Source organism: Methylobacterium sp. WL103 (assembly GCF_008039885.1).
GTDB lineage: Bacteria > Pseudomonadota > Alphaproteobacteria > Rhizobiales > Beijerinckiaceae > Methylobacterium > Methylobacterium cerastii.
Genome location: NZ_VRUX01000766.1, coordinates 1 through 1,668 on the forward strand (window position 1 = coordinate 1; position 1,668 = coordinate 1,668).

General features: G+C 72.5%; 1 protein-coding gene. It reads left to right on the forward strand.

Annotation, left to right across the window (positions count from 1 at the left end; translation table 11 throughout):
- On the forward strand, positions 1–1,668 hold a 1,668-nt coding region (locus FV222_RS25215), incomplete at both ends, for an ATP-binding protein (RefSeq protein WP_147815924.1).

Here is a 1,668-nt window from a genome sequence, read left to right on the forward strand (position 1 = left end):
GCGCGCGGGGGCGCGACTTCGCCTGGTACCGCATCCAGGTCCGGCCGCTGCCGCGGCCGGGACGGGCCGCCTCGCTCTGGACGGTGGGCGACATCACCGCCGAACGCGAGCGCCAGGAGAACGTCTTCCAGGAACTCCAGCACGCGATCGACTACCTCGACCACGCGCCCGCCGGCTTCCTCTCGATCGATCCGACCGGCGCGATCGTCTACATGAACGCGACGCTGGCCGCCTGGCTCGGCTACGACCTCGCGGTGGTCGGCCCCGGCGGCCCGCACCTCTCCGAGATCGCGCCCGCCGCCGACGCGCTGATCCAGAACGCCGGGCTCCCGGGCGAGGTCCGCACCGACCGGTTCGACCTGGATCTCCGCCGCCGCAACGGCCACCCGATGCCGGCCCGGCTCTACCACCGCGTCGCCTTCGGCAAGGACGGCAAGCCCGGCGCGTCGCGCACCTTCGTCATCAACCGCTCCGCCGGCGCCGAGAGCGACGAGCCGCAGCGCGCGGCCGAGGTGCGGCTCGCGCGCTTCCTCAACAACTCGCCGATCGCCATCGCGACGCTGGACCGCTCGGGCCGGATCGCCAGGGCCAACGCCTCGTTCGCCCGCCTGTTCGGCACCCTGCCGCGGCACGCGGTGGCCGAGTCCGCGGCCGGCGCCGAGGAGCCGAACTTCGCCGAATCGGTGGTCGAGCGCGACCGCCCGGCCCTCGATGCGGCGCTCGCCAAGGCGGCGAGCGGGCTCTCCGAGATCGAGCCGATCGAGGTCATGCTGGTCGGCAACGCCAACCGCTCGGCCCGGGTCTGGCTCAGCACCGCGGGCGGGGAGGGCGCCCCGGGGCAGGGGCAGGAGGAGGCCGACCGCGAGCCGCTGATCCTCTACGCCCTGGACACCACGGCCCAGCGCCAGCTCGAGCAGCAGATCGCGCAGACCCAGAAGATGGACACCGTCGGGCAGCTCGCCGGCGGTATCGCGCACGACTTCAACAACGTCCTCCAGGCGATCATCGGCTACTCGGACCTGCTTCTGGCGAGCCACAAGCCGACCGACCCGGCCTTCCAGGACATCATGCAGATCAAGCAGAACGCCAACCGGGCGGCGGGCCTCGTGCGCCAGCTCCTGGCGTTCTCGCGCCGGCAGACGCTGCGGCCGGAGGTGATGAACGTCGGCGAGGCGCTCTCGGAGCTGACGCTGCTGCTGAAGCGCCTGCTCGGCGAGCGCGTCGGGCTCGACCTCAAGCACGGGCGCGACATCTGGCCGGTGAAGGCCGACGTGAACCAGTTCGAGCAGGTGATCGTGAATCTCGCGGTGAACGCCCGCGACGCGATGCCCGGCGGCGGCCGCCTGCTGATCCGCACCGCCAACGTGCTCGACCCGGGCGCGGCGGCCAAACCCGACGGGCGCGGCGGCGCGCCGGCCGGCGATCACGTCCTGATCGAGGTGCTCGACACCGGCGAGGGCATCCCGCCCGACCTGATGGAGAAGATCTTCGAGCCGTTCTTCACCACCAAGGAGATCGGCAAGGGGACCGGCCTCGGCCTCTCGACGGTGTTCGGCATCGTCAAGCAGTCCGGCGGCACCATCGACGTGCAGTCGACGGTGGGCGAGGGCACCAGCTTCCGGATCTACCTGCCGCGCCACGAGCCCGCCGCCCTGCCCGAGCCGGCGC